Origin of the sequence: Nocardioides jejuensis, assembly GCF_004337475.1 — a bacterium.
GTDB classification, from domain to species: domain Bacteria; phylum Actinomycetota; class Actinomycetes; order Propionibacteriales; family Nocardioidaceae; genus Nocardioides; species Nocardioides jejuensis.
On record NZ_SJZJ01000002.1, the window covers coordinates 40,224 to 65,638 of the forward strand.

A 25,415-nucleotide genomic window follows, 5' to 3' on the forward strand; every position below is an offset into this window, starting at 1 on the left:
GGGTCAGCCCAACTTGAAGTAGCTGCGGGTGTATTCCAGGCCCTCGATCAGCGCGTCGATCTCGGCGGGCGTCGTGTAGAGGTACGACGACATCCGGGTCGAGGCCTGCACACCGAAACGCGCGTGCGCGGGCTTCGCGCAGTGGTGCCCCGCGCGCACGGCAATGCCGCGCGAGTCGAGCACCTGCGCGATGTCGTGCGGGTGCACGCCCTCGAGCTCGAACGAGATCGCGCCGCCACGCTTCGCAGCGTCGAGCGGTCCCATGACCTTCAGGCCCTTGATCGTCTGCAGCCCCTCGAGCGCGTACGCCGTGATGGCCTGTTCGTGGGCGTGGATCCGGTCGAGTCCGACGTGGCCGAGGTAGTCGACCGCAGCACCGAGACCCACGGCCTCGACGATCGGCGGCGTGCCGGCCTCGAAGCGGTGCGGGATGCCGGCGTACGTCGACTTCTCCATCGTCACGGTGGCGATCATCTCGCCACCTCCGAGGAACGGCGGCAGCTGCTCGAGCAGGTCGCCACGACCCCAGAGGACGCCGATGCCGGTCGGGCCGACGACCTTGTGGCCGGTGAAGACCACGAAGTCGGGCCGCTCCTCGGGCGCCATCGCGGCGAGGTCGATCGCCAGCTGCGGCGCGGCCTGCGAAGCGTCCACGACGACGAGCGCGCCGACGGCGTGCGCACGCCGGGTCAGCTCGGCGACCGGGTTGATCGTGCCGAGCATGTTGGAGACCCAGGTGAACGCGACGACCTTGGTCGTCTCCGTGATCAGCGAGTCGATGTTCGAGAGGTCGAGCTCGCCACCGTCGGTGAGGCCGAACCACTTCAGGTTCGCGCCGGTGCGCTGCGTCAGCAGCTGCCACGGCACGATGTTGGAGTGGTGCTCCATCTCGGTGATGACCACGTCGTCGCCCTCGCCGACCTGGAAGGGTGCCCCACCAGATGCATTCGGCCAGGCGAGGACGTTGGCGACCAGGTTGAGCGCCTCGGAGGCGTTCTTGGTGAAGATGACCTCGTCGCGCGAGGGCGCTCCGAGGAACGCCGCGACCTTGTCCCGGCCGGCCTCGAACGCCTCGGTCGCCTCGGCACCGAGCTGGTGCATGGCACGCGCGATGTTCGCGTTGTGCCGCTCCAGGTGGTCGACCATCGCGTCAATGACGACCTGCGGCTTCTGCGAGGTGTTCGCCGAGTCGAGGTAGACCAACGGCTGCCCGCCCGCGAGCATGCGCTCGAGGATCGGGAAGTCCTGCCGGATGACCGCGAGGTCATCCAGCAGGCCCGGAAGGACAAGGTCGGACATGGTCAGACCAGTTCCTGCTGGTCAGCCTTGACGTACTTGTCGTAGCCCTCGGCCTCGAGCTGGTCGGCCAGCTCCGGGCCACCCTCCTCGGCGATCTTGCCGTTGACGAAGACGTGGACGAAGTCCGGCTTCACGTAGCGCAGGATGCGGGTGTAGTGCGTGATCAGCAGGACGCCCTTGCCCTCGCGCTCGGTGAAGCGGTTGATGCCCTCGGAGACGACCTTGAGCGCGTCGATGTCGAGACCGGAGTCGATCTCGTCGAGCAGCGCGACCTTGGGGTCGAGGAGGTCCATCTGGGCGATCTCGTGGCGCTTCTTCTCACCGCCGGAGAAGCCCTCGTTGACCGAGCGCGAGGAGAACGCCGGGTCGAGGTTCATCTTCTCGAGGGCGCCGTTGACGTCCTTGACCCACGTGCGGAGCTTCGGGGCCTCGCCGTCGAGCGCGGTCTTCGCCGTACGCAGGAAGTTGGCGACGGAGACGCCCGGGACCTCGACGGGGTACTGCATGGCGAGGAAGAGGCCGGCCTTGGCGCGCTCGTCGACGGACATCGCGAGGACGTCCTCGCCGTCGAGGGTCACCGTGCCGCCGGTGATCGTGTACTTGGGGTGGCCAGCGATCGAGTAGGCCAGCGTCGACTTGCCGGAGCCGTTGGGGCCCATGATCGCGTGCGTCTCGCCATCCTTGATGGTCAGCGTGACGCCCTTGAGGATCTCCTTGGCACCGTCCTCAGTGTCGACGGTGACGTGCAGGTCGTTGATCTCGAGGGTGCTCATGCGGGGGAAACTCCATTCAGGGTGGTGGTGACGTCGACGTAGACGTCGCCATCACGGATCTCTACGGGGAAGGTGGCGACGGCTTCGGTCGCCGGGAAGCAGGTGGGCTTGCCGCTGCGCAGGTCGAACGTCGACCCGTGCAGGTAGCACTCGACGGTGCAGGTGCCGTCGGCGTCGACAGCGACCTCGCCCTCCGAGAGCGGGATGTTGGCGTGGCTGCACATGTCCTGCAGCGCGAACACCTCGTCACCGTGCTTGGCGAGCGCCAGGTCGTAGCGGTCGACGGTCACGCCGAACGCCTCGTCCTCGGGGATGTCGGCCAGTGCGGCCGCGAACTCGAAGGCCATCAGGCGTTGTCCTCGGCGAGCACGTTCTTGGCCAGCTCTGCCTCGACGGTCGCGAAGAGGCTCTCCTCGAGCTCCGGCACGTCGATGTGGCGGATCAGGTCGTTGAAGAAGCCGTGCACGACCAGGCGGCGCGCCTCCTTCTCGCTGACGCCGCGCGAGCGCAGGTAGAAGAGCTGGTTGTCGTCGAAGCGACCGATGGCGGCGGCGTGGCCCGCGCCCTCGATCTCGCCGGTCTCGATCTCGAGGTTCGGCACGGAGTCCGCGTGGCACCCGTCGGTGAGGACCAGGTTGCGGTTTTCCTCGTAGGTCTCGATGCCCTCGGCGACCTTGCGGATCAGGACGTTGCCGATCCAGACGGTGCGGGCACCCTCACCCTGGAGCGCGCCCTTGTAGACGACGTTCGACTTGGTGTTGGGGGCCGTGTGGTCGACGAAGAGGCGGTGCTCGATGTGCTGCCCGGCGTCGGCGAAGTAGAGGCCGAGCATGTCGACCGAGCCACCGGGACCGGCGTAGTCGGCGGTGGTGTCGTGGCGGACCACGGAGCCACCGAAGGTGACGTCGACGTGCTTGAACGACGCGTCGCGACCGACCCGCACGTGGCGGTGTCCGACGTGGACGGCGTCGTCGGCCCAGTCGTCGATGGAGACGACGGTGAGCTGCGCGCCGTCACCGACGATGATCTCGACGTTGTCGGCGAGCGTCATCGAGCCGGTGAACCGGAAGACGACGGTGGCCTTGGAGAACGCCTCGGCAGTGAGCACGACGTGCGTGGCAGTGGCCTCGTCCTCCGCGGAGGTCGCGGTGCCGTCGACGGTCACGTAGACCGGCTCGTCGGCGATGTGCTCCTTGGGGATGGTCACGACCAGCGTGCGGGCCGCGGCGTCCCAGGTGCGGGCGGCGATCCGGTCCCACGGCACGAGGCCGCTGAGGCCCCGCTTCGCCTCGGCCGTCGCGACGGCCTCGACGGCGATGCCCTCGGGCGCCTTGATGTCGGTCGTGAACGACGCGCCACCCAGCGGGGCGTCGGTGTGCAGACCACGCAGGCGCTTCAGCGGGGTGAACCGCCAGATCTCCTCGCGTCCCGTCGGGATGGCGTGGTCGGCGAGGTCGAACGATCCCGTCGGGTGCAGGTGGGACTCCACCTTGTCGAGCTCGAGCGCGGCGCTCAGGTTCTCAGTCACAGTCACAGTTGGTGCTTTCGTACGTCGGGTGGTCGGGGCGGGCGGTGGCTGAATCAGCCGACCGCGCCCTCCATCTGCAGCTCGATCAGGCGGTTCAGCTCGAGGGCGTACTCCATCGGGAGCTCCTTCGCGATGGGCTCGACGAAGCCGCGGACGATCATGGCCATGGCCTCGTCCTGCTCCATGCCGCGCTGCATCAGGTAGAAGAGCTGGTCGTCGGAGACCTTCGAGACCGAGGCCTCGTGACCCATCGAGACGTCGTCCTCGCGGATGTCGACGTACGGGTAGGTGTCCGAGCGGGAGATCTGGTCGACCAGGAGCGCGTCGCACAGGACGTTGCTCTTGGAGCCGTGGGCACCCTCGTTGATCTGGATCAGACCGCGGTACGACGTGCGGCCACCGCCACGCGCGACCGACTTCGACAGGATCGAGGAGGACGTGTTGGGCGCGGCGTGGACCATCTTGGCGCCGGCGTCCTGGTGCTGGCCCTCGCCCGCAAAGGCGATCGAGAGCGTCTCGCCCTTGGCGTGCTCGCCCATCAGGTAGACGGCGGGGTACTTCATCGTCACCTTGGAGCCGATGTTGCCGTCGACCCACTCCATCGTCGCGCCGGCTTCGCAGACGGCGCGCTTGGTGACGAGGTTGTAGACGTTGTTCGACCAGTTCTGGATGGTCGTGTAGCGGCAGCGGCCGCCCTTCTTGACGATGATCTCGACGACCGCGGAGTGCAGCGAGTCGGAGGAGTACACCGGCGCGGTGCAGCCCTCGACGTAGTGCACGTAGGCGTCCTCGTCGACGATGATCAGCGTGCGCTCGAACTGGCCCATGTTCTCCGTGTTGATGCGGAAGTAGGCCTGGAGCGGGATGTCGACGTGGACACCCTTCGGGACGTAGATGAACGAGCCACCCGACCACACGGCCGTGTTGAGCGCGGCGAACTTGTTGTCACCGACCGGGATGACGGTGCCGAAGTACTCCTTGAAGAGCTCCGGCTGCTCCTTGAGAGCCGTGTCGGTGTCGAGGAAGAGCACGCCCTGGGCCTCGAGGTCCTCGCGGATCGAGTGGTAGACGACCTCCGACTCGTACTGCGCGGCGACACCGGCGACGAGGCGCTGCTTCTCCGCCTCCGGGATGCCGAGCTTGTCGTAGGTGTTCTTGATGTCCTCGGGCAGGTCCTCCCAGGAGGCGGCCTGCTTCTCCGAGGAGCGCACGAAGTACTTGATGTTGTCGAAGTCGATCTCGTTGAGGTCGGAGCCCCACGTCGGCATCGGCTTGCGGTCGAAGAGCTTCAGGCCCTTCATGCGCAGGTCGAGCATCCACTGCGGCTCGGACTTCTTGGCCGAGATGTCGGCGACGACGTCCTCGTTGAGGCCACGCTTCGCGTTGGCACCGGCGACGTCCTTGTCGGCCCAGCCGAACTCGTACTTGCCGATGCCCTTGAGCTCGGGGTTGAGCTCCTCGATCGCGTTGGGGGTGTCCTGAGAGATCGTCATCGCGACGCTCCGTCCTTCTTTGCAGGGATCAGGGGGATGCAGGTGGTGCAGACGCCGTCGCCGTGGGCGATGGTGGCGAGCCGCTGCACGTGGGACCCGAGCACGCGGCTGAACGCCTCGGTCTCGGCCTCGCACAGCTGCGGGAACTCATGAGCCACGTGAGACACGGGGCAGTGCTGCTGGCAGAGCTGGTCACCGATCGGCAGCGTCTGTACGCCGGCGGCGTAGCCACCACGCGTCAGCACCTCGGCCAGCGCCTCGGCCGGCGTCAGGTCGGGCTGCTCGGCGACGATCGCGGCGTAGTCACGCTCGATGAACTCCACGCGCTGACGTGCGAAGCCCATCACCGCCTCGTCTCCGCCGGTGTCCCGGAGGAAGCGCAGCGCCTGCGTGGCCAGGTCGTCGTACTGGTTGTCGAGCTGGTCGCGCCCCGCCTGCGTGAGGCGGAACGCGCGCGCCGGGCGCCCGCGACCGCGGGTCCCCGGGCCGACCCGCTGCTCCCTCGACTCCAAGGTGCCGATCTCGACCAGGTGGTCGAGATGGCGCCGCACCGCGGCCGCGGTGAGATCGAGGGCAGCCGCCAGATCGGCAGCCGTGCGGGGACCCTGCTCGGCAATCAAACGGAGCACGCGCGCACGCGTCGAGGCGTCCCCATCAGGGACGACCGTCGAGATCCGCTCGAATTGCACAACAACAGTGTGACGTTAATACGCGCGGCACTCAACGAAGGGTCCCCTAAGTCACGCCGACGTGCGCTTCCGGAAGGCCCGCAGAGCGAGCGGCGCCATCACCAGCGTGATGATCACGACCCAGATCAGCGTCGCGATCTCCGGGTGGTGCAGCGGGTACGCCGCCGAGGCCGGCACGCCGTCGGGGTCGTTGCCCCAGAGGTTGCGGACCGCCTGGACCAGCGACGAGATCGGGTTCCACTCCGCGATCGCACGCAGCCACGGCTCCATGCGGTCGGTCGGCGAGAACGTGTTGGCCAGGAAGGTGATCGGGAACATCGTCGCGAACATCAGCCCGTTGACCGCCTCGACCGAGCGCATCGCGGAGCCGACGAGGATGCCGACCCAGATCATCGCGAAGCCCCACGCGATCAGCAGCAGATAACCGAGGACGGCGTCGACGAAGCTCCCCCGGATCCGCCAGCCGACGACCAGACCGGTCAGCGACATGACGACGAGGCCGATGCTCGAGTGGATCAGGCTGGAGATGCTCCGCCCGACCAGGACCGCGGCCGGGTTGATCGGCAGCGACCGCATCCGGTCGACGATGCCCTTGTCGAGGTCGGCCGTCAGGCCCAGCGCGACGATGAACGACGAGAACGTGATCGTCTGCCCCATGATCCCGCCCAGCAGCCACTCGCGATATCCCGCCGGCGAGTCCGTCTGGATCGACGAGCCGAAGACATAGGCGAAGAGCAGCACGAACATGACCGGCTGGATGGTGACGTCCATCAGCATCTCGGGCATGCGCTTGATGTGGGTCAGGTTGCGCCGCGTGATCACGAGGGACTGGCGCAGCAGTCCGCCGCGGCGTACGCCGATCTCGGGCTGGAGGTCGAGGCCGCTCATGCCGTGACCTCCTCGGCGTGATCGACGGCCGCGCCGTCGAGCTCCTCGGCACGGTGTCCGGTGAGGTGCAGGAAGACGTCGTCGAGGCTGGGCCGCTTCAGGCCGAGGTCGTCGAGCTCGATGGCGCTGTCCGCGAAGACCCCGGCGATGCGGGTCATGTCGGCCAGTCCGCTGGCAGCCGCGGTGATCTGGCGCGACGCCGCGTCGACGTGGACCTCGGCGATCGAGGACCGGACCAGGCGCTCGGCCTCGGCGAGGTCGTCGGACTTCGAGACCGTCACGACGATCGACGCCTTGCCTGCGGCGTCCTTGAGCTGGAGCGGGGTGCCCTGCGCGATGACCGTGCCCCGGTCGATGACGACGATGTCGTCGGCGAGGTGGTCGGCCTCCTCCAGGTACTGCGTCGTCAGCAACAGCGTCGTGCCCTCGCTGACGAGGTCGCGCAGCACCTCCCAGAGCTCGACACGGCTGCGCGGGTCCAGGCCCGTCGTCGGCTCGTCGAGGAAGAGGACCGGCGGGTGGGCGATCAGGCTGACCGCGAGGTCCAGCCGGCGGCGCATGCCGCCCGAGTAACCCTTGGCGATCCGGCCGGCTGCCTCAGTGAGGGAGAAGCGTTCGAGCAGCTCATCGCTGCGACGCTTCACCTCCGCAGTCGGCAGCCCGTAGAGCGCGCCGATCATCCGCAGGTTCTCCCGACCGGTCAGCAGCTCGTCGACCGTCGCCGCCTGCCCGGTCAGGCCGAGCCGCGCCCGCACCTCCGCCGGGTGCCGCAACACGTCGAATCCGGCGACCCGCGCGGTGCCGGCCGTGGGCTTGGTCAGGGTGGTCATCATGCGGACCGTCGTGGTCTTGCCGGCACCGTTGGGGCCGAGCAGACCGAGCACGGTGCCCTGCGGCACTCCGAAGCTCACGCCGTCGACGGCCACGTTGTCTCCGAAGCGCTTGACCAGGCCATCGGCCTCGATCGCGAGCCCCTCCCTGGATGTCGTGGTCATGCTCACGACCCTAGGGGTGGGACTCGCGTCGGCGCATTCGACTTTGGTTCCTACACTGACGCCCGTGCCCGAATCCTCCGCTCCTGCCGTCGAGATCGACGGCCTGGTGATGCGGTACGGCGACAAGGTCGCCGTCGACGGACTCTCGCTCACGGTCGAGCGTGGCTCCATCACCGCCGTTCTCGGCCCCAACGGGGCCGGCAAGACCACCACGCTCGAGACCTGCGAGGGCTTCCGGCGACCGCAGGCAGGGCACGTCCGCGTGCTCGGCCTGGACCCCGTGACCCAGCGCCGCGAGCTGCTCCCCCGGATCGGCGTCATGCTGCAGAGCGGCGGCGCCTGGTCCGGCGTACGCGCGGAGGAGATGCTGCGCCACGTCGCCAAGCTGCACGCCAACCCGCTGCCCGTCGACATGCTCGTCGAGCGGCTCGGGCTGGGTGAGTGCGGCAAGACGCCGTTCCGCCGGCTCTCCGGTGGCCAGCAGCAGCGGCTGGGCCTGGCCATGGCCGTCGTGGGCCGCCCCGAGCTGGTCTTCGTCGACGAGCCGACGGCCGGCATGGACCCCGCCGCCCGGCGTACGACCTGGGAGCTGCTGCAGGAGCTGCGCGCCGACGGCGTGACGATCGTCCTGACGACGCACTACCTCGAGGAGGCCGAGCGCCTCGCCGACATGGTGCACATCATCGACCGTGGCCAGCTGATCGCGACCGGTTCCCCGGAAGAGCTGACCCGCGGGTCCTCCGCGACCGTGCGCCTGGTCGTCGACCGCGAGCTGCCCGCCGACGCCGAGGCCGCGCTGCGTGCGGCCGTCTCGACGTGGAGCGAGCAGCACCAGGTCGGTCTCCAGTCGATCAGCTTCGGCTCCCGCACGCTCGAGGACGTCTTCCTCCACCTGACCGGACGGGAGCTCGAGTCATGAGCACTGCCACCCCGGGGACCTTCACCCCGCAGCCCGGCGCCGCGCCGCTGGTCCAGCAGGTGCGCGCGCAGGCCGCGATGGAGACCAAGCTCCTGCTCCGCAACGGCGAGCAGCTGCTGATCGCCCTCGTCATCCCCGTGCTCGCGCTGGTCGGTGGCGTCGTCGGCGCGGAGCGGCTCGGCCTGACCTTCGACGACCGGGTGGTCGACGTCCTGACGCCAGGCGTGCTCGCGCTCGGCGTGCTGTCGACGTCGTTCACCTCGCTGGCCATCGCCACCGGCTTCGAACGCCGCTACGGCCTGATCAAGCGCCTCGGCGCCTCGCCGCTCCCCCGGTTCGGCCTGCTGCTGGGCAAGGTCGTGGCCCTCTTCGGAGTCATGGCACTGCAGGCGGTCGTGATCTCCGCGGTCGGCTTCGCGCTGGGCTGGCACCCGCACGGCGGCGTCATCGGCGCGATCGTCGCCCTCTCCGGCGCGTTCCTCGGCACGCTGGCGTTCGCCTCACTCGGCCTCTTCATGGCCGGCACGCTGCGCGCCGAGGCGACCCTCGCCGCAGCCAACCTGATCTACCTCCTGCTGATGATGGGCGGCGGCGTCGTCCTCCCCCACACCTCGTACGGCGGCGGCGCCGGCGTCCTGCGCCTGCTGCCGTCCGGCGCACTCGGCGATGTGATGCGCTCGGGTCTCGCCGACGGGCAGTGCGATGCGCTGGGGATGTTCGTGCTCATGGTCTGGGCGATCGCGGGTTCGCTGCTCGCCGGCCGATTTTTCAAGTGGGAGTGACCCTGTGACGTCCGTGCAGCGCTGGCTCCGGTGGTCCGCCATCGCCAACCTGGTCGTGAACATCGGCATCGTCGTGACGGGTGGCGCCGTGCGCCTCACCGCGTCCGGCCTCGGCTGCCCGACGTGGCCCAAGTGCACCGAGGACAACCTCGTCTACCACGAGGACCTCGGCTTCCACGGCGCGATCGAGTTCGGCAACCGGATGCTCACGTTCGTGCTCGTCGTCGTGGCCGTCGCCTGCTTCGCGTTCGCGCTGGCCAACGTGGTGACCACCCAGAACCGTGGCCGGTGGGCGATCCTCTGGCTCTCGGTCGGCATCGCCCTCGGCATCCCGGCCCAGGCGGTCGTCGGCGGCATCACCGTGCTCACCGACCTGAACCCGTGGATCGTCGCGATCCACCTGCTCATCTCGATGGGCATGATCGGCCTCTGCGTCTGGCTGGTCGACGAGGTCATGGGTCCCGTGCGTCCGGCCGCCTCAGCACCGTCGCGGGCGCTCGCCTGGACGGTCCTCGCCGTCGGAGCGGTCGTGCTCTGGCTGGGCACGGTCGTCACCGGATCGGGCCCGCACGCCGGCGACGAGAAGGCGCCGCGCAACGGCCTCGACCCGGCGGTCGCCTCGCACGTACACGGCTTCGCGGTCTGGGCGCTGGTGCTGCTGACGATCACGCTGATGGTCCTCGCCGCGCGGCGCAACGAGCGCACCCTCGCCTTCTTCGCCTCGGTGCTGCTCGGCATCGAGCTCGGCCAGGGCGTCCTCGGGTACGTCCAGTACTACACGGACCTGCCGGGCCTCCTGGTCGGTCTCCACATGCTCGGCGCCGCCCTCGTCGCAGCGGGTCTCGCCCGCGTCGTCCTGACGACGCGCGCTCGCGCCTGACGCCACCCGCACCGCCTGGATGCGGCGAGTCGCACATGCGAAGGGACACGCCGGCCGGACCTGTGCCGACGGCGCGTCGTCTCGCACGTGCGACTCAGTGCGCCATGGCTCGGGTCGCGCGACCGCTGACGGTTTCCCGGTGCGACGGCCCTCGGGAGACGCCTTCCCGAATGTCCGTTTTGGGTCGACACTGAACTGACGGCCGCGCCCGGCCGCCAGGCAGGGGTCGTGCCATGACGATCGAACAGTTCCAATACGCCGCGTTGGCGCTGGGTGCCGTGGCACTGGGAATGTCGTTCATCATGTCGGTCGGCATCGACCGGACACGGTCCAACCTGCTCGCCGGACTCTTCGCCGGCACGGTCGGTCTGGCTGTCGCCACCATGCCCGTGTACGCCGACGGCGTCGACGTCGCCCACCCGCAGATGCTCGCGCGGCTGCAGGGACTCACCGAGTCAGCGGCCATCGCGCTGGCCGGCTTCTACATGCTCAGCCTGCTCGGCTCCTCGGAGGTGCGGGGACCCCGCGCTCGCGTCGTACGCGCCAGCTCGTGGGCTGCGGTGTTGCTGGCCGGGGTGCATGCCGCCATGGCGATCACGTGGCCGGTCCAGCGCCTCAACGACTACGAGCTCTCGCTCGGCGAACCCGGCACGCTCTCCACACCGGGATTCTGGCTCTTCGCCGGATTCTGGATCGTCGCGCTGATCGCCTACGCCGTGGGCTGGGGCGGGCTGGCGGTCGGCGGCCTGGACGCTGCTCAGGAGCGGCGTGCCTTCGCCTTCATGCTCGCGTCGGCGTTCGTCATCGCGGCGACGGCGCTGCCGCCGGTTGCCGCCGGGATCTGCGTCGCGTGCTGGATCTGTCTCTGCGTCTACGGGCAGCTCGAGTACGCCACGGCCCGGGCCCAGCGCAGCGTCTTCCTCAGCCGCTTCCTGTCACCCCAGGTCAGCCGGCTCGTCGAGTCGCGGGGCATGGCCGAGGCGATGAAGCCCCACCAGGCCGACCTCACGGTCGTCTGCGCGGACCTGCGCGGCTTCACGGCGTACTCCGAGGGGGTGCCGTCGCAAGCGGTGGTCGACCTCCTCGCGGACTACTACGACGCGGCTGGAGAGGTGGTGGCGAAGTACGGCGGCACGATCACCAACTACGCCGGCGACGGAATCCTGATCCTTGTCGGTGCACCGATCGCCGACCCCCAGCACGCGGCCACCGGCCTGGCCCTCGCACGCGAGCTGCTCACCGCCGTCGAGCCAGTGATCGGACGCTGGGAGACGCGGCTCCACCCGCTCGGGCTCGGCGTCGGGCTGGCCAGCGGGCGGGTCACTGTCGGTGCGATCGCCGCCGAGACCCGCATGGAGTACACCGCGATCGGCATGCCGGTGAACCTCGCAGCGCGGCTCTGCTCCCACGCTGCAGCCGGCGAAGTGCTCCTCGACGCGGCCGCCGCCGGCCTCTGCCCCAGCGAAGCCGTGCAACTGCACGGCGAGCTGCATGTGAAGGGTTTCACCGACCTGCAGCTGGTCTACGCCGTAGCACCGTCCTGACCCTCGACACCACCAACCGGACGCGCCATGGTGATGGCCATGACCATGCTCCCGTCGCGCAGGTTCCTCGCACCGCTGGCCGCAGCCGCGTTCCTCGTCGGCCCGGCGGTCCCGACGGCCACGGCCGCCACCGGCCTCACGTTCCGGGTCACGACGACCGCCGACCAGATCGACGCCCGCCCCGGCGACGGCGTCTGCCGCACAGCCGCGGGCACTTGCTCCCTGCGCGCGGCCATGATCGAGGCCGACTTCCATCCGACGCAGCGCACCACGATCCAGATGCCGGCGGGTCACTTCACCATCACGCGCGGTCCGCTCCTGCCGATCGTCAACGCCTCACCGTCGCTGGCGGGACCGTTCATGGTCCTGAGCAACGTCACGGTGCGCGGTGCCGGCGCCCGGCAGACCGTGATCGACGGCAACGGCCTCGACCGGATCTTCACAGTCGCGCCGCCCTGGGTGACCCTCGACCTCAGTGACGTGACCCTGACCGGCGGCATCGCACGCGAGCGTGAGCTCGTCGTCGTCACCGGCGGTGGAGCGATCGCCAACCAGGGTCATCTCGTCCTGCACCGCGTCACCGTCCAGGGCAACCGCGCGGACTATGGCGGCGGCATCTTCAACACGCCGTCGGCGCGGGCCGAAATCTACGACAGCTCGATCCTCGACAACATCGCCAACCGCGAGGGCGGGGGCATCCGCTTCGACGCCGCGGGGACCCTCGTCAACTCGACCGTCGCGCGCAACCGCGTTCTCGCCAGCTGCTGCCCGGGCGGCTCGTTCGACGGGAGCCTGGTTGGCGAGGGCGGCGGCATCGACACCCGCGGCGCGGGGCCGGTGACGATCATCAGCTCGACCATCGTGGACAACCACGCGGCCACCGGCGGCGGTGGGCTCAACGCTGCGACCGGCTACCAGGGCAACCCGGGCGGCTTGCTCCCCGCCATCGGCGGCAAGGTGACCGTCCGCAACACCGTCATCGCGCGCAACACCTCCGACAGCGGCGCCGCGAACTGCAAGCACACCGTCGCGCCGCTCGTCTCGCTCGGTCACAACCTCGAGGACGCCTCGTCCTGCCCGTTCACCGCGGTGGGCGACGTACGCGGCACGGACCCGCAGCTCGTTGGTCCGGCCGACTTCGGTGGTCCGACCGACACCTATCTCCCCGCGCAGACGAGCCCGCTGCTCGCGGCGGCGACGGCCGGGCCGGCGTACGACCAGCGCGGTGTGCCGCGTCCGGCCAGCTGCACGATCGGAGCCGTCGAGGGCTCCTCGCCGATCTGACTGCTCAGACTCAGCGCGTGATCAGCGGGTCGATCGCGACAGCGACGAAGAGCAGCGAGAGATACAGGTTGGAGTGGTGGAAGAGCCGCATCGGCTTGATCACCGACAGCTCCTCGGTGCCCTTGGCGCGGTGCGCCATGCGGTGCGCCTCCACGAGGAAGACAACGCCGAGCACGAGCGCGGCGGCCGGGTAGAACCAGCCCAGGTTGCCGATGGGCCACAGTGCCAGCGAGGTCGCGACCATCACCCACGAGTAGAGGACGATCTGGCGCCCCACCTCGGCGGCCGGCTTCACGACGGGCAGCATCGGCACGTCGACGTTCGCGTAGTCCTCGCGGTAGCGCAGCGCCAGCGCCCAGGTGTGCGGCGGCGTCCAGAAGAAGACCACGAGGAACAGGATGACCGGCGTCCACGCGAGGTGGCCCGTGACCGCGGTCCAGCCGATGAGCGCCGGGAAGCAGCCGGCGATGCCGCCCCACACGATGTTCTGCGTGGTGCGGCGCTTGAGGAGCATCGTGTAGATGAACACGTAGAACGCGTTGGCACCGATCGACAGCTCCGCGGAGAGCGGGTTGACCCCGAACCACAGGATCACGGTCGACAGCACGGCGAGCACGGTCGCGAAGATCAGCGCACCCCGCGCACCCACGAGGTGGCGCGGCAGCGCACGGCGGCGCGTGCGACGCATCTGCTCGTCGATGTCACGGTCGTAGACACAGTTGTACGCCGAGGCGGAGCCGGCGCTCAGCGTGCCACCGATGACCGTCCAGACGACGAGCATCAGGTCCGGGATGCCACGCGCGGCGAAGAACATCACCGGCACGGTGGTCAGGAGCAGCAGCTCGATGACGCGGGGCTTGGTGAGCCCGACGTACGCAGCGACCACGTCCTTGAACGTCGCGGGTCCGTCGTCGGTCGTCACAGCCGGAAGGGGCTGGTCCACGCCCGGGGCGGGCTGGTCGACGTACGTCACGGGAACCTCTGGGGAACGGGGTGGGATGCGGGTCGAGTCTAACGGCACGACCGACTAGGCTCGGACTCGTTGCCGAGACCGGGCAACGTGCCGATCGTCACCCTCAGGAGAGGACCCTCGTGAGCCCCGCTGCCACCCCGCTGGACTGGACCGATCTCGACCGGCAGGCGGTGGACACCGCACGTGTGCTCGCGATGGACGCCGTGCAGAAGGTCGGCAACGGCCACCCGGGCACCGCGATGAGCCTCGCCCCGGTGGCGTACCTGCTCTACCAGAAGGTCATGCGGCACAACCCGGCTGACACCTCCTGGATCGGCCGCGACCGCTTCGTCCTCTCGTGTGGCCACTCCTCGCTCACGCAGTACGTCCAGCTCTACCTGGGCGGCTTCGGTCTCGAGCTCGAGGACCTCAAGGCGTTCCGCACGTGGGGCTCCAAGACCCCCGGCCACCCGGAGTACGGCCACACCGCCGGCGTCGAGACGACCACCGGCCCGCTCGGCCAGGGCATCGCCACGGCGGTCGGCATGGCGATGGCCGCGCGCCGCGAGAAGGGCCTCTTCCACCCGGACGCCGTCGACACGGCCTCGCCGTTCGACCACGACATCTACGTCATCGCCTCTGACGGCGACCTGCAGGAGGGCGTCTCCGCGGAGGCCTCCTCGATCGCCGGCCACCAGCAGCTCGGCAACCTCACCGTCATCTACGACGCCAACCGCATCTCCATCGAGGGCGACACCGACGTGTCGTTCTCCGAGGACGTGGCGGCGCGCTACGCGGCGTACGGCTGGGACGTGCACCACATCGACTGGACCAAGGGCGGCAACCACGCCGACGGCGCCGGCTACCACGAGGACGTCGAGGCGCTCTACGCCGCGATCCAGGCCGGCCGCGAGGTCACGGACAAGCCGACCCTGATCGTGCTCAACACGATCATCGCGTGGCCCGCGCCCAATGCGCAGAACACCGAGGCCTCCCACGGCTCCGCGCTCGGCGATGCCGAGGTCGCGGCCACCAAGAAGCTGCTCGGCTTCGACCCCGAGCAGACCTTCGAGGTCCCGGCCGCGGTGCTCGAGCACTCCCGCAGCCTCGTCGCCCGCGGCAAGGAGGCCGAGCAGGCCTGGGCCAAGGAGTACGACGCCTGGGCCGCCGCTCACCCCGCCGAGCTCGCGATCCTCGAGCGCACCAAGACCCGCGCCCTGCCTGCGGGCCTCGCCGACGTGCTGCCGACGTTCCCGGCCGACGCGAAGGGCGTTGCCACCCGCGCCGCGTCCGGCAAGGTCATCAACGCCATCGCGCCGCTGATGCCGGAGCTGTGGGGCGGCTCGGCCGACCTCGCCGGCTCCAACAACACCACGATTTCCGACGCCCCGTCGTTCCTGCCGGCCGCGCACGCGACGCACGACTGGAAGGCCGACCCGTACGCCGGTCGCGTGCTGCACTTCGGCATCCGCGAGCACGCCATGGGCGCCATCCAGAACGGCATCACGCTGCACGGCGGCACCCGCGTCTTCGCGGGCACGTTCCTCCAGTTCGCCGACTACATGCGTCCGGCGGTCCGCCTCGCCGCGCTCATGAAGGCGCCGGCGATCTACGTCTGGACCCACGACTCCGTCGGTCTCGGCGAGGACGGCCCGACCCACCAGCCGATCGAGCACGCCGCGGCGCTGCGCGCGATCCCGCACCTCGACGTCGTCCGCCCGGCCGACGCCAACGAGACCGCAGCTGCCTGGCTGACGATCCTCGGCCACACCGACCGCCCGGCCGGTCTGCTGCTGAGCCGCCAGAACCTCCCGACGTTCCCCCGTGGCGAGCAGGGCTTCTCCACGACGGACGACGTCGCCAAGGGCGGCTACGTCCTGATCGACGCCGACGGCGGCGAGCCCGACGTGATCCTGATGGGCACTGGCTCCGAGGTGCAGCTGGCCGTCGCAGCCCGCGAGCAGCTGGCGGCGAAGGGCATCAACGCCCGCGTCGTCTCGCTCCCCTGCATCGAGTGGTTCAACGCCCAGACGCAGGCCTACCGCGACTCCGTCATCCCGCCGATCGTCAAGGCCCGTGTCTCCGTCGAGGCGGGCATCGCCCAGGGCTGGCGCGAGCTGGTCGGCGACCACGGCCGGATCGTGTCGATCGAGACCTTCGGTGCGTCGGCGTCGGCCGAGCGCATGTTCGCGGAGTACGGCATCACTGCCGAGGCGGTCGTCCGCGCCGCCGAGGACAGCATCGCCGCCACCGCCTGATCCAGACCCCGCTACACGAGGAGCAAGACTCATGTCCGCACGTCTCGAAGCACTCTCCGCAGCCGGTGTCTCCATCTGGCTCGACGACCTCTCCCGCGAGCGTCTCGAGACGGGCAACCTCGCCGACCTCGTCGCGACGTCGTCGGTCGTCGGTGTCACCACCAACCCGACGATCTTCGCCGGCGCCCTCTCCAACGGAGAGCGCTACACCGCCCAGCTGCGTGAGGTCGCTGCCGCGAGCGGCACGGCCGCGGACGCGATCTTCGCGCTCACGACCGAGGACGTCCGCAACGCCTGCGACGTGCTCCGCCCGGTCTACGACGAGGACGCCTTCGACGGCCGTGTCTCGATCGAGGTCGAGCCCGGTCTGGCCATGGACACCGACGGCACGATCACGCAAGCGCGTGAGCTCTGGCAGGCGGTCAGTCGGCCCAACGTGATGATCAAGATCCCGGCGACGAAGCCCGGCCTGCCGGCCATCACGGCCGCCATCGCTGCGGGCATCAGCGTCAACGTGACCCTGATCTTCAGCAACGAGCGATACCGCGAGGTCATGGACGCCTACCTGACCGGTCTCGAGCGGGCCGTCGAGGCAGGCATCGACATCTCGACGATCCACTCCGTCGCGTCGTTCTTCGTCTCGCGCGTGGACTCGGAGGTCGACAAGCGCCTCGACGCCATCGGCAGCTCCGAGGCGACGGCGCTCAAGGGCAAGGCCGCGCTCGCCAACGCCTGGGCCGCGTACGCCGCGTACCAGGAGGTCTTTGGCAGCGAGCGCTTCGCGGCGCTCGCCGGCGCCAACGTGCAGCGTCCGCTGTGGGCGTCCACGGGCGTCAAGGACCCGGCGTACCCGGACACGTTGTATGTCAGCGAGCTCGTGGTCGACGGCTGCGTCAACACGATGCCGGAGAAGACCATGCAGGCCTTCGCCGACCACGGTGAGGTCACGGGCGACACCGTCACCGGACGCGGCACCGAGGCGGACGAGGTGTTCGCCGCCCTGGCCGCGGTCGGCATCGACTTCGACGACGTCCTCGAGGTGCTCGAGCGCGAAGGCGTGGAGAAGTTCGACGTGTCGTGGGGCGAGCTCGTCGACACCGTCACGGCGCAGCTGGCGGCGGTCGCCCAGTGAGCAAGCGGCCGCCGGTCGACGCCACCCTGACGACCGCGTGGCAGGAGCTCAGCCAGCACGCGACGGCGTTCCAGCCGGACCTGCGCGGCTGGTTCGCCGCGGACGCCGGCCGCGTCGAGCGGATGACGCTCGACGCCGCTGACCTGCACGTCGACCTGTCGAAGAGCCTGGTCACGCCGGAGATCGCGCAGACCCTGCTCGACCTCGCGGAGCAGGTGGGGCTGGCCGAGCGTCGCGACGCGATGTTCAGCGGCGAGCGGATCAACGTCACGGAGAACCGCGCTGTCCTGCATACCGCGCTGCGCGCTCCCGCCGACGCGACGGTGATGGTCGACGGCAAGAACATCGTCGCCGACGTCCATGCCGCGCTCGAGCACATGTACCACTTCGCGACCGAGGTCCGTTCGGGTGAGTGGAAGGGCATCACCGGCCGCCGGATCCGCACCGTCGTCAACATCGGCATCGGCGGCTCCGACCTCGGTCCGATGATGGCGTACGAGGCCCTCGCGCCGTACCGCCACCTGGACCTCGAGTGCCGGTTCATCAGCAACATCGACCCGACCGACGCGGCCCGCAAGCTGGCCGACCTCGATCCGGCGTCGACGCTCTTCATCGTGTCCAGCAAGACGTTCAGCACGCTGGAGACGCTCACCAACGCGCGCCTGTGCCGCGACTGGCTGATCAGCAACCTGCGTGCCCGCGGCCTGATGCGGGTCGACGACAAGGCCGCGATCTCGCGCCACTTCGTCGCGGTGTCGACCGCTCTCGACAAGGTCGCCGAGTTCGGCATCGACCCGGCCAACGCCTTCGGCTTCTGGGACTGGGTGGGTGGCCGCTACTCGGTCGACTCCACGATCGGCACGTCGCTCGCGATCGCCATCGGTCACGACCGCTTCGCGGAGTTCCTCGGCGGCATGCACATGATGGACGAGCACTTCCGGACGGCGCCGATCGAGCGCAACGTGCCGGCGCTGATGGGCCTGCTCAACGTCTGGTACCGCAACTTCCTCGACGCCGGCACCCACGCCGTACTCCCCTACTCGCAGCTGCTGCACCGCTTCCCGGCGTACCTCCAGCAGCTGACGATGGAGTCCAACGGCAAGTCGGTCCGCTGGGACGGCTCCCCGGTCACGTCGGACACCGGCGAGGTCTTCTGGGGCGAGCCCGGCACCAACGGCCAGCACGCGTTCTACCAGCTGATCCACCAGGGCACGGACCTCGTGCCGGCCGACTTCATCGCGTTCGCCAACCCGGCGTACCCGCTGGTCGACGGCGAGCAGGACGTGCACGAGCTCTTCCTGGCGAACTTCTTCGCCCAGACCCAGGCGCTCGCCTTCGGCAAGACGGCCGGCGAGGTCCGCGCGGAGGGTACGCCGGAGCGGATCGTCGCCGCGCGGGTCTTCCCCGGCAACCGCCCGACGACGTCGATCATGGCGCCGGACCTGACCCCGACGGTCCTCGGCCAGCTGATCGCGCTCTACGAGCACATCACGTTCGTGCAGGGCACGGTCTGGGGCATCGACAGCTTCGACCAGTGGGGCGTCGAGCTCGGCAAGCAGCTGGCGCAGCAGATCGTTCCCGCCCTGGGTGAGGACGATGAGGCGCTGAAGGCGCAGGACGCGTCCACGCAGGCCCTGATCGACTACTACCACCGGCACCGGAGCGAGTGATGACCATCTCCGTCGAGGTCTCGGCCGACGCGGCGACGCTCGTCGGCGACGTGGCACGAGCGCTCACCTCTCGCCTGGCTGCCGTGCAGGCCTCGGGCCGGGTGCCGCGCGTGGTGCTGGCCGGCGGATCGATCATCGAGGAGCTGCACCGCGCCCTCGCCGCGTCACCCGGGGCCGTCGACTGGTCGCGCGTCGAGTTCTGGTGGGGCGACGAGCGGTACGTCGAGTCGTGGAGCGCCGAGCGCAACTGTCTGGCGGCTTCGCGCGACCTGCTGGGGGTGGTCGGCGCTGCTGCTGAGCTGGTGCACGTCCCGCCGGCCACCGACTCCGGTCAGCCGGTGCAGGACGCCGCTGCGACGTACGCGCAGGAGTTCCCTGCTGAGGACTTCGACGTGGTCCTGCTCGGCATGGGACCGGACGGCCACACCTGCTCGCTCTTCCCGGGCCGCTCCGACGACGTGCTCTCGGCGCGTGACGCTGTCGCCGTCGTCGACTCCCCCAAGCCTCCGGCCCTGCGGCTCTCCATGACGCCTGCACGTCTGTCTCGCTCGACAGTTGTCTGGCTGGTCGCGTCGGGCTCGGCGAAGGCTGCGGCTGTGGGCTCGGCGCTGGCGGCTCCGGGCGGCACCGTGGACCCGGTCGAGGTGCCCGCAGTGGCTCCGCGTGGTCGCGAGGCGACCGTGTGGTGGCTCGACCAGGACGCTGCCGCTCTGCTCTGAGGATGGGCGGGGCTGCGAGCGCCGTCCGCGCGGTGCCGGGCGCCGCGCACCGTACCTGACCTGCGGAAACTCTTTTCCACAGTCGGACATATCGGGTCGACATCGAACACACGTTCGATAGAATGAGGTCATGACCTCGGCCCCCGAATCCGCCCCCGACGTGCTGGCGTACGCGCTCGCCGAACGGCGCGCAGCGGACCACTCCGAGGCCAACGTCTTCCTCGCCGCAGCCACCTGGGCCGACCAGCACACCGCCGACACCCTCGCCCGCGCCCGCGCCGACTGGGACGAAAAAGCCATGCCCCTGGCCGGCGAAGGCACCCCCGAGGTCGCCGAGTTCTGCATCGCCGAGTTCGCCGCCGTCCTCGGCTTGACCACTCACGCCGGACGCGCCCTGATCGGCGACGCCCTCGAAACCCGCCACCGCCTGCCCAAGGTCTGGCACCGCGTCACCACCGGCACCCTGCAGGTCTGGCGTGCCCGACAGATCGCCCACCTCACCTACGGCCTGCCACCCGACGGCGCCACCTACGTCGATGACCACGTCGCCGCGTTCGCCCACCGCATCGGCTACGCCGCCCTCCAACGCCTCCTCGAAGAGGCCCGGATCCGGTTCATCGCCGGCTACGAACCCCAAGGCGGCCCCATCCGGCCCGACGGCCGCAAGGTCACTATCAAGCTCGGACAGATGTCCACCAACGGCACCGCCGACATCTTCGGCGAGCTCGGCTACGCCGACGCGTGCGACCTCGAACAAGCCCTCGCCCGCCGCGCCTCCCACCTCGCCGCCGAAGGCGCGATCGGTGAAGGCCTCCCCCTCGACGCCCGCCGCGCCCTCGCCCTCGGCGAAATGGCCCGCGACGACCTCACCCTCAACCTCACCACCGGCGAACGCTCACCCCGCACCGGCGTAGAGCTCAAGGTCCACGTCAACGCCGACGACCTCACCACCAACCCCACCGGCGCCCCGAACACCTCAGGCCTGGCCCGGGTCGAAGGCACCGGCGGCAACGGCGCCTTCATCACCCTCGACACCCTCCGCACCTGGCTGCAGCGACCCGACGCGAAGATCTCGATGCGCACCGTCATCGACACCACCGCCACCATCCGCGTCGACCAATGGGAAATCCCCGACCGCCTCCGCCACCAGATCACCGAACGCGACGGCACCTGCCGCTTCCCCCACTGCAACCACCCCGCCAGCACCAGCGACATCGACCACATCACGCCCTACGACGCCGGACCAGACGGATCAGGCGGCCCACCGGGCCAGACCGCGAGCGACAATCTCGCACCGTGCTGTCGCACCCACCACCGCCTCAAGACCCACGCCGGCTGGAGCTATTCGATGCTTGACCCCGGCCACTACCTCTGGCGCTCCCCCAACGGCCACCGCTTCCTCGTCACACCCCACGGCACCCGGATCCTCTGAGAAGTCCGGGCCGCGGGCCTGCGTTCGTCGCACTACCGTGGCGCTGTGACGATCACGCGCGAGTCCTCCAGCTGGTTCGGTACCGAGCAGGCTGACATCCAGGCCTACCTCGAGGCGATCGCTGCCGAGGGTTATCCGGTGCAGGAGGTTGTCGACGCCCGCTGCTCGGCGTGCGGCGGGAACGTGTTCGACATCGAGATCGACGACGACGAGGGCTACGTCCTCCGCTCCTGCGCGGGCTGCGGCGAGCGCTTCGAGATGCTCGACTCTGCGGACGTCGCCGAGGAGGCCGAGATCGGTGACGCTCAGTGCCCGTGCGGCTCGGAGCAGTTCGAGATCGCCGTGGGGTTCGCGCTCCGCGAAGACCAGGAGATCAGGTGGGTCTACGTCGGCGCCCGGTGCGTCGCCGACGGCCAGCTCGGTGTCTATGCGGACTGGAAGATCGACTACTCCCCCAGCCGGCACCTGCTGCAGCAGGTCTGACGAACACACGAGGACGCACCAATCGCGCATGAGCGGCCGCGACGAAACCTAGTCGGCTAGCTCGGCGCCGCGCGCGACCCTCATCCGTTACTAGGTTCGCTGCTATCGCGCTGCTCGGCAGTTGCCGGTGCAGGCCCTTGCAGCGCCCAGAGGCTCACCGCCACGACAGCCAGCCCGATGTAGATGCCCCGCACATCGCCTGCCCACACGCCGAGTCCGCAGATGGCAAGCCCAACGTACGTCCCGAACGGGACTGCCAGGAGCCAGGCGAACCAGCGAGTCATGCGGCCAGTGTCGCAGTCGCCTGCGCATTCGCTGCACAGATTCGGCGTTCGAAACTCGGCATGAACCGAACTGCTCGCGGCGTGAGCGGTCACGCTGCGCCGTCCTGGCCGCGGCAGAACTGATTGGTAGGTCTCAGCTGCCGACGATCAGAAAAAGACACCACATCGCTGAAAGGATGGCCGGAAGGCTCAACGCAGCGCCCGCCACGCAACCAAGGCCGAAGGGTCGCCATTCAGACGTCACCTGCAGGGCAAGCCCGCCTGCAGCCGTAACGGCTGCAACTACCAGCGTCGGCTTGAAGAACGCATCCCCGTCCGGCCCCGAGCGAAACCAGAGGTAGTTGGCGCCGACTGCAACCACCAAACCCGTGACAAGGCCAGCGAAGAACCGCGCGCCACCCCAATCCTCGCCGAAGCTCGACGGTTCGGTCGCCATGCGTTGACGCTAATGCCGGCTGTGCGGCGTCATTGGCAGAACCGAACTATTCGCGGCATGTCCGAGCGGTTCGCCATGTGCTTCCGTCACGATGTCGACATGACGAATCTCGTCCGCGTTGGGTACTGGCGGAGCGCACTGGAGCCTGATTTGCCGCACCCAAGCTCCTACGTCGACCTGGCGTGGAACGAGGAAGAGTGCAACGTCGTTGTCGACTATCTGCGCGGCGGGCTACCGGTGCTGCACATGCTTGGCTTCTCGCCTTGTCGTATGTGCGACCTCGCCCAGAACGGAAGCGCGGAGCTGACTGACGGTGCCTATCTGTGGCCAGAAGGGCTTGCGCACTACGTCGAGCGCCACCGGGTGCGTCTTCCAGGGGAATTCGAGCGTCATGTGCTCCAGCGCTGGGAGACCCTCGAAGCGGCGGCAGTGGCGAGTCGCCAGGTTGCTCCTTCGGACTGGCTGCGCATGACGCAATAGCGGCAGATCCGCAGGCTAGCGCCTGGGCCGCAATACCGCCGCTGAGTACTGACGAGCCCATGAATTGACCTCACACTCAGCTGCGAAGTCGCGTGCGGCGCCTTCGCTCTCGAAGTGGAGAGCCTGCGTGACTCGCGGGGTCCATTGCGACTGCCCGGAGCGCTCGGACTCAGTCGAGTAGAACAGCACCTGACCGTCGGCCACACGCACCGTCACCGTCCAGGCGTCTTGGTAATGCTCCGCGCGACGCGTTCGACTACCCACAGCCACATGATCCCTTAGATGCGCGTATCGCGGCATGAGCAGTCACGCGGTGCCGCACTGATCGCCGCATAAGCGCGTGTTTTCAGCATGGGCGAACAGCCGCCGCGGTATCGGCACTTCCGAGACTCAGTGCGACGGCGCCCCTATGCTCGCGGCATGCATCGGTCGAGCCTTCTCGGACTCCTGGTAGCACTGCTCGTCACCGCCGCGTGCAATCCCGCCGAGGACCCGACGGCGACGAGCCCAGGCGCAGGCATAAACGAGCCGAGCATGTCCCCGTCGGTGTTCCCTTCGCCAAACGACGTCACAGACGGTCCCTCGGCTTCTGGCGGAAGCTACGTCCCTTGGGAAGCGATCGTCGACGAGGCAACCGGGATCCGATTCGTGACGTCCAGCCGCATGGGAAGTGCCGAGAGTCGCAAGCCGAGGATCCAGCAGCAGGGGACACAGACCGCGCGGTACTACGAAGGCGGCGACCTACGCTTCCCGGACCGGCTGGGCATGAACGTTGCGATCTTTCCGGAGGATCCTCGCTCAGCCCGCGAGGTGGCCCAGCAGAGCCGTTCGCTTGCAGCGACCGCATTCTCTGCAGACGGCGAAGTCAGCCCCGTCGGTCCCGTGATCCACAGACCGACCGCCCACGAAGATGCATACAACTACGAACTAGCAATTGACCTTGGGCACGGCGCAGGGCTGCCAGCACTATTCACCGCGGTCAGGTGCGACACCGGAACCGTTCTTCTCGAGACCCTCGCGTTCGGCACGACGCCAAACCGCCGCCAGCTCGCCAAGTTCCACGACGCGTTCCGGGACGGCGTTCGCTGCCCGACCTGAGCCGCATCGGTAGAGCCGCGCCAACCGCGGCAGATCCGAGTGCCGCAGCGCGGTGTCTGCCGGTCGCTCGACCTCCCTCCGAGGGACACTTCACTTTGTGTCCCTCATTCAGTACGCCGACCCTGACTTTCGGATCTGTCGCCTCCGTTCGAGGGGCTAGTTGCCCTCCAGCGACGGGCTGAAGCACTGGAGTGGGGCACGCGGTGGTCCTCGGAGGCAGCACTTCGGGCACAGTTGCGCGACGACGAAGTGCTGCTGATGACCTTCATGCGCGAAGAACTGGGAGGCGGCGTCCGCGCCATCCGGTGCCTTGTACTCGCAGCGCTCGCCGAGGACTCGGCTGGAGGTCTTGCGACCATCGACGTCGAGCCGGAACGACTGCCGTCGATGGGCCGGGAGGTAGCCGACGCCGCAGTGCGCCGCTCGCTGCATCGTGTCTTTCGGCTCGGGTTGAACGGCATCCAGGTCGTTTCCAAGCCCTGAGCCCGGCATTGGGACATCGGCAGATCTCTTCAGTGCTCCCGGAACAACAACGACTCCACTAGGTTCACGGCATGGGCGCTTGGGGACCTGCGATCTTCTCGGACGACACGGCCTGTGACATTCGTGGTGACTATCGCGAGCTTCTTGAGGATCAGGTTCCGGACGACGAAGCGACGCAACAGACCATTGATGCATACGCCCACCTCGGCGAGGACGAGAAGCACGCCTTTTGGCTTGTCCTGGCTGCCGCCCAATCAGCCCTTGGCCGGCTCGACGACAACGTCAAGACGCGTGCACTTGAGGTGATCGACCGCGGAATCGGCCTCGAACTGTGGGAGGAAGAAGGACCCCGCGAACTCGCTAAGCGCAAGGCTTCTCTGGCGAAACTCCGCACTCAACTCACAGGCGAGCAGCCGGTCCGCAAGGCGGTCCGTCGTCCGTGGCGCGACGTCACCGAACTGGCGGCGGGCGACGTTCTCGCTTTCGAAACGGCCGGGACCCTCAGATTGCTTCGCGTACTTCGGATCGACGATCACCGAGTTGGCATTGCGCCAATCGTCGGCTGGCTCGACTGGGCCGGAAATCGGGTTCCGTCAGAGCGCAAGATTCGCAAACTCAAGGTCCGAATGCGCGCACACGACGGCCTTCGCAGCACGCAGGCGCGAAGCGACACCTATCGAGTCGCCCGTCACCGGAAGAAGGACCCCGACTGGGCCGGACTCGGCTTCAAGGTCGTCGCCCACCTCCGCCCTCGACCGGAGGACACACGCGCCGAGGCATGGAGCTACACCGCATGGACGGGCTTGGCGCGAATCCTCGAAAGCGACCGTGGCGCCTAGCTGGCACAGCCACGGGAGTGAAGATCACGGGATGCCAGTTGACCTCGGCAACGCCCTCAATTCGGTAGATCCGCA

25 protein-coding genes are annotated in these 25,415 nt (G+C 68.9%); 15 read left to right on the forward strand and 10 right to left on the reverse strand.

All coding sequences use genetic code 11. From position 1 onward, the window contains the following. Positions 1-3: 3 nt before the first annotated feature. From EPD65_RS01635 to EPD65_RS01670, 8 genes are read right to left on the reverse strand one after another with little or no spacing between them, the layout of a single operon-like run. A complete protein-coding gene (locus tag EPD65_RS01635; RefSeq protein ID WP_131581317.1) occupies positions 4-1,299 on the reverse strand; it encodes a cysteine desulfurase in 1,296 nt (431 codons plus the stop codon). Positions 1,300-1,301: 2 nt separating this feature from the next. Then, positions 1,302-2,072 carry a Fe-S cluster assembly ATPase SufC gene (gene sufC, locus EPD65_RS01640; RefSeq protein WP_131581319.1) on the reverse strand — a complete coding sequence of 257 codons (771 nt, stop codon included), beginning with the start codon at positions 2,070-2,072 and terminating at the stop codon, positions 1,302-1,304. Next, positions 2,069-2,419 carry a non-heme iron oxygenase ferredoxin subunit gene (locus EPD65_RS01645; RefSeq protein WP_131581321.1) on the reverse strand — a complete coding sequence of 117 codons (351 nt, stop codon included), beginning with the start codon at positions 2,417-2,419 and terminating at the stop codon, positions 2,069-2,071. Before EPD65_RS01645 ends, sufC begins: the two co-directional genes overlap by 4 nt. After that, a complete protein-coding gene (gene sufD / locus EPD65_RS01650; RefSeq protein ID WP_131581323.1) occupies positions 2,419-3,600 on the reverse strand; it encodes a Fe-S cluster assembly protein SufD in 1,182 nt (393 codons plus the stop codon). The genes EPD65_RS01645 and sufD overlap by 1 nt, the downstream gene beginning before the upstream one ends. 53 nt (positions 3,601-3,653) lie before the next feature. Beyond that, complete coding sequence (gene sufB, locus EPD65_RS01655) at positions 3,654-5,093, reverse strand: Fe-S cluster assembly protein SufB (RefSeq protein ID WP_131581325.1); 1,440 nt, start codon at positions 5,091-5,093, stop codon at positions 3,654-3,656. Further along, entirely contained in the window at positions 5,090-5,782 is a 693-nt protein-coding gene (locus EPD65_RS01660) for a helix-turn-helix transcriptional regulator (RefSeq protein WP_131581327.1), read from the reverse strand. Before EPD65_RS01660 ends, sufB begins: the two co-directional genes overlap by 4 nt. Before the next feature lie 51 nt (positions 5,783-5,833). Then, positions 5,834-6,670, reverse strand: coding sequence for an ABC transporter permease (locus EPD65_RS01665; protein WP_131581329.1), 837 nt, complete (start codon positions 6,668-6,670; stop codon positions 5,834-5,836). After that, positions 6,667-7,665, reverse strand: coding sequence for an ATP-binding cassette domain-containing protein (locus tag EPD65_RS01670; protein WP_131581331.1), 999 nt, complete (start codon positions 7,663-7,665; stop codon positions 6,667-6,669). The genes EPD65_RS01665 and EPD65_RS01670 overlap by 4 nt, the downstream gene beginning before the upstream one ends. A gap of 64 nt (positions 7,666-7,729) precedes the next feature. On the opposite strand from EPD65_RS01670, the gene EPD65_RS01675 reads away from it, so the two are divergent. From EPD65_RS01675 to EPD65_RS01695, 5 genes are all read left to right on the forward strand, one after another. Next, complete coding sequence (locus EPD65_RS01675; RefSeq protein WP_243640384.1) at positions 7,730-8,584, forward strand: ABC transporter ATP-binding protein; 855 nt, start codon at positions 7,730-7,732, stop codon at positions 8,582-8,584. Then, entirely contained in the window at positions 8,581-9,366 is a 786-nt protein-coding gene (locus EPD65_RS01680) for an ABC transporter permease (RefSeq protein ID WP_131581333.1), read from the forward strand. The genes EPD65_RS01675 and EPD65_RS01680 overlap by 4 nt, the downstream gene beginning before the upstream one ends. A gap of 4 nt (positions 9,367-9,370) precedes the next feature. Further along, the gene (locus EPD65_RS01685) at positions 9,371-10,246 is read left to right on the forward strand and encodes a COX15/CtaA family protein (RefSeq protein WP_243640385.1); all 876 of its coding nucleotides are present in this window, start codon (positions 9,371-9,373) and stop codon (positions 10,244-10,246) included. A 233-nt stretch (positions 10,247-10,479) separates the two neighbouring features. After that, entirely contained in the window at positions 10,480-11,790 is a 1,311-nt protein-coding gene (locus EPD65_RS01690) for an adenylate/guanylate cyclase domain-containing protein (RefSeq protein ID WP_131581337.1), read from the forward strand. A gap of 39 nt (positions 11,791-11,829) precedes the next feature. Next, entirely contained in the window at positions 11,830-13,074 is a 1,245-nt protein-coding gene (locus tag EPD65_RS01695; protein ID WP_131581339.1) for a choice-of-anchor Q domain-containing protein, read from the forward strand. A gap of 10 nt (positions 13,075-13,084) precedes the next feature. Here EPD65_RS01695 and EPD65_RS01700 read toward each other — a convergent pair whose 3' ends face one another. Continuing rightward, positions 13,085-14,047, reverse strand: coding sequence for a heme o synthase (locus EPD65_RS01700; protein WP_131581341.1), 963 nt, complete (start codon positions 14,045-14,047; stop codon positions 13,085-13,087). Between the two features lie 119 nt (positions 14,048-14,166). Between EPD65_RS01700 and tkt the strand changes: the two genes are divergently transcribed. From tkt to EPD65_RS01730, 6 genes are all read left to right on the forward strand, one after another. Then, a complete protein-coding gene (gene tkt / locus EPD65_RS01705) occupies positions 14,167-16,284 on the forward strand; it encodes a transketolase (protein ID WP_131581343.1) in 2,118 nt (705 codons plus the stop codon). A 31-nt stretch (positions 16,285-16,315) separates the two neighbouring features. Further along, on the forward strand, positions 16,316-17,416 hold the full coding sequence (gene tal / locus EPD65_RS01710; RefSeq protein ID WP_131581345.1) for a transaldolase: 1,101 nt from the start codon (positions 16,316-16,318) through the stop codon (positions 17,414-17,416). Next, on the forward strand, positions 17,413-19,086 hold the full coding sequence (gene pgi, locus EPD65_RS01715) for a glucose-6-phosphate isomerase (protein WP_131581347.1): 1,674 nt from the start codon (positions 17,413-17,415) through the stop codon (positions 19,084-19,086). Before tal ends, pgi begins: the two co-directional genes overlap by 4 nt. Continuing rightward, positions 19,086-19,805, forward strand: a complete 720-nt coding sequence (gene pgl, locus EPD65_RS01720; RefSeq protein ID WP_131581349.1) for a 6-phosphogluconolactonase — start codon at positions 19,086-19,088, stop codon at positions 19,803-19,805. Before pgi ends, pgl begins: the two co-directional genes overlap by 1 nt. Positions 19,806-19,935: 130 nt before the next feature. Beyond that, the gene (locus EPD65_RS01725) at positions 19,936-21,237 is read left to right on the forward strand and encodes an HNH endonuclease signature motif containing protein (protein ID WP_131581351.1); all 1,302 of its coding nucleotides are present in this window, start codon (positions 19,936-19,938) and stop codon (positions 21,235-21,237) included. A gap of 45 nt (positions 21,238-21,282) precedes the next feature. Then, positions 21,283-21,720: a hypothetical protein gene (locus tag EPD65_RS01730; protein ID WP_131581353.1), complete on the forward strand. Its 438-nt coding sequence runs from the start codon at positions 21,283-21,285 to the stop codon at positions 21,718-21,720. A 417-nt stretch (positions 21,721-22,137) separates the two neighbouring features. On the opposite strand, the gene EPD65_RS01735 is transcribed toward EPD65_RS01730, so the two are convergent. After that, positions 22,138-22,440: a hypothetical protein gene (locus EPD65_RS01735; protein ID WP_131581355.1), complete on the reverse strand. Its 303-nt coding sequence runs from the start codon at positions 22,438-22,440 to the stop codon at positions 22,138-22,140. Between the two features lie 57 nt (positions 22,441-22,497). Here EPD65_RS01735 and EPD65_RS01740 point away from each other — a divergent pair, with 57 nt between their 5' ends. The 4 genes from EPD65_RS01740 (at position 22,498) to EPD65_RS01755 (ending at position 25,340) form a co-directional block, all read left to right on the forward strand. After that, positions 22,498-22,920: a hypothetical protein gene (locus EPD65_RS01740; protein ID WP_131581357.1), complete on the forward strand. Its 423-nt coding sequence runs from the start codon at positions 22,498-22,500 to the stop codon at positions 22,918-22,920. Positions 22,921-23,340: 420 nt separating this feature from the next. After that, positions 23,341-24,018 (forward strand): hypothetical protein, encoded by a 678-nt coding sequence (locus EPD65_RS01745; protein ID WP_131581359.1) that lies wholly within the window; start codon positions 23,341-23,343, stop codon positions 24,016-24,018. A gap of 234 nt (positions 24,019-24,252) precedes the next feature. Next, entirely contained in the window at positions 24,253-24,501 is a 249-nt protein-coding gene (locus EPD65_RS16395) for a hypothetical protein (protein WP_207891376.1), read from the forward strand. A gap of 71 nt (positions 24,502-24,572) precedes the next feature. Beyond that, positions 24,573-25,340, forward strand: a complete 768-nt coding sequence (locus tag EPD65_RS01755) for a hypothetical protein (RefSeq protein ID WP_131581361.1) — start codon at positions 24,573-24,575, stop codon at positions 25,338-25,340. Positions 25,341-25,415 lie beyond the last annotated feature (75 nt).

Coding starts and splice junctions, on each gene's coding strand:
- EPD65_RS01690 (WP_131581337.1), top strand. CDS start 10,480: ATGACGATCGAACAGTTCCAATACGCCGCGTTGGCGCTGGGTGCCGTG.
- pgl (WP_131581349.1), top strand. CDS start 19,086: ATGACCATCTCCGTCGAGGTCTCGGCCGACGCGGCGACGCTCGTCGGC.
- tal (WP_131581345.1), top strand. CDS start 16,316: ATGTCCGCACGTCTCGAAGCACTCTCCGCAGCCGGTGTCTCCATCTGG.
- EPD65_RS01680 (WP_131581333.1), top strand. CDS start 8,581: ATGAGCACTGCCACCCCGGGGACCTTCACCCCGCAGCCCGGCGCCGCG.
- sufB (WP_131581325.1), bottom strand. CDS start 5,093: ATGACGATCTCTCAGGACACCCCCAACGCGATCGAGGAGCTCAACCCC.
- EPD65_RS01745 (WP_131581359.1), top strand. CDS start 23,341: ATGCATCGGTCGAGCCTTCTCGGACTCCTGGTAGCACTGCTCGTCACC.
- EPD65_RS01635 (WP_131581317.1), bottom strand. CDS start 1,299: ATGTCCGACCTTGTCCTTCCGGGCCTGCTGGATGACCTCGCGGTCATC.
- EPD65_RS01695 (WP_131581339.1), top strand. CDS start 11,830: ATGACCATGCTCCCGTCGCGCAGGTTCCTCGCACCGCTGGCCGCAGCC.
- EPD65_RS01735 (WP_131581355.1), bottom strand. CDS start 22,440: ATGGCGACCGAACCGTCGAGCTTCGGCGAGGATTGGGGTGGCGCGCGG.
- EPD65_RS01755 (WP_131581361.1), top strand. CDS start 24,573: ATGGGCGCTTGGGGACCTGCGATCTTCTCGGACGACACGGCCTGTGAC.
- EPD65_RS01725 (WP_131581351.1), top strand. CDS start 19,936: ATGACCTCGGCCCCCGAATCCGCCCCCGACGTGCTGGCGTACGCGCTC.
- EPD65_RS01645 (WP_131581321.1), bottom strand. CDS start 2,419: ATGGCCTTCGAGTTCGCGGCCGCACTGGCCGACATCCCCGAGGACGAG.
- EPD65_RS01665 (WP_131581329.1), bottom strand. CDS start 6,670: ATGAGCGGCCTCGACCTCCAGCCCGAGATCGGCGTACGCCGCGGCGGA.
- EPD65_RS01740 (WP_131581357.1), top strand. CDS start 22,498: ATGTCCGAGCGGTTCGCCATGTGCTTCCGTCACGATGTCGACATGACG.
- EPD65_RS01670 (WP_131581331.1), bottom strand. CDS start 7,665: ATGACCACGACATCCAGGGAGGGGCTCGCGATCGAGGCCGATGGCCTG.
- sufC (WP_131581319.1), bottom strand. CDS start 2,072: ATGAGCACCCTCGAGATCAACGACCTGCACGTCACCGTCGACACTGAG.